The organism is uncultured Campylobacter sp. (assembly GCF_938031315.1).
Lineage (GTDB): Bacteria > Campylobacterota > Campylobacteria > Campylobacterales > Campylobacteraceae > Campylobacter_B.
Genome location: NZ_CALHHT010000217.1, coordinates 1 through 1,419 on the forward strand (window position 1 = coordinate 1; position 1,419 = coordinate 1,419).

Annotated in this window: 1 pseudogene; it reads left to right on the plus strand. The window is 53.3% G+C overall.

Annotated features, from left to right (window positions below):
- Window positions 1-768: 768 nt before the first annotated feature.
- Window positions 769-1,419: pseudogene (locus Q0236_RS05430) on the plus strand (hypothetical protein); the annotation flags it as partial.

Genomic DNA, 1,419 nt, shown 5'->3' on the forward strand with positions numbered 1-1,419 from the left:
CGTGCGATCGCCGAAGCCATAAAGAGTAAAATTTAAAACGCAGATAAAATGCCCCGCGCCCACCTTCTTATGCCGCTCGGCGATTTTATTCCGTATATCGCGGACATCCTTGCCGGCTGCGGTGGGACGGTATATTTGCAAAAAAGAGCGCCTATGGTGCCGCCAAAACCGGTTCGAATAACCGCCGAAACCTAACTGACCTGAGGCAAAGCTTAAAATTTTTTATTTCGCTGGAATCGCCGCAAGAGTCCGAATTGCCTGCAAAGGTATTTTACGACGATATGTATCGAAGCATCTCGAAAGCATGGGCGGGCGGGAGACGCAGGAGGCTATAGAGACGATCGCGCTGCGGCTCGTCGCAAAAAATCAGGGCGCGGCTACTTGGGAAAATTTTCTACGCGATCAAAGATAAACTAGGAAACGACGAAGCGATCGGTCGCGGGCTTAGCTGCGGCGCTTCTTTTTACAAAGATTATTTTTACGCGAAGCGCTGCGCGAACGGTAAAATTTTGAAATTTGATCTGAACAACGACAAACTGCCGAATATTACGACGCCGTAAACGGGCGGCACTGCCGATTTAAAGATCAAAGGACGCCGCGGCGAGCAAACGAGCACTTCCGCCTGTATCGCCGCTCGCTTACGCCGAGCGGCGATGAGCTTGTAGCCGAGATTTTAAAAACCGAAAAATACCAAAAGGCGGTTCGGCGCATAAACGTACCCAGTAGCGCCGATACGTAAGGTTTAAATTTAAGATAAGGGAGCGAATTATGCGGGCGGCAAACGGCGCGGATTATGCGGAGTTTCAAAACGAAATTTTATCTTTTTACCGCGAGCACGGGCGGGCATTGCCGTGGCGACAAACGAGCGATCCGTATGCGATCCTCGTATCGGAGTTTATGCTGCAGCAGACCCAGACGCAGCGGGTGATCCCCAAATATGCGCGCTGGCTGGAGGAATTCCCCACCGTGCGCGCGCTCGCCGATGCGCCTTTTACACAGGTGCTGCGGTGCTGGGTGGGTCTGGGCTACAACCGCCGCGCGCGCTATTTGCACGAGTGCGCCAAAAAGATTGTGCGCGAATTTGACGGCGCCGTGCCCTCTAATCCTGCCGCACTGCGGACGCTTCCCGGCATCGGAGCTTACACCGCCGCAGCCGTCGCCGCGTTTGCCTACGATAAGCCCACGATTTTTATCGAGACGAATATCCGCGCCGTTTTCATCCACTTCTTTTTCTCGTACCGCGAGGAAGTGAGCGATAAAGAAATCGCGCCGCTCGTGCGCGCGAGCCTTTATGAGGAGGATCCGCGAATGTGGTATTATGCGCTGATGGACTACGGCGCGGCGCTTAAAAAGCGGCGGGACAATCCAAACAGGCAAAGCAAAAACTACGTCAAGCAGTCTCAATTTAAAGGATCTCTG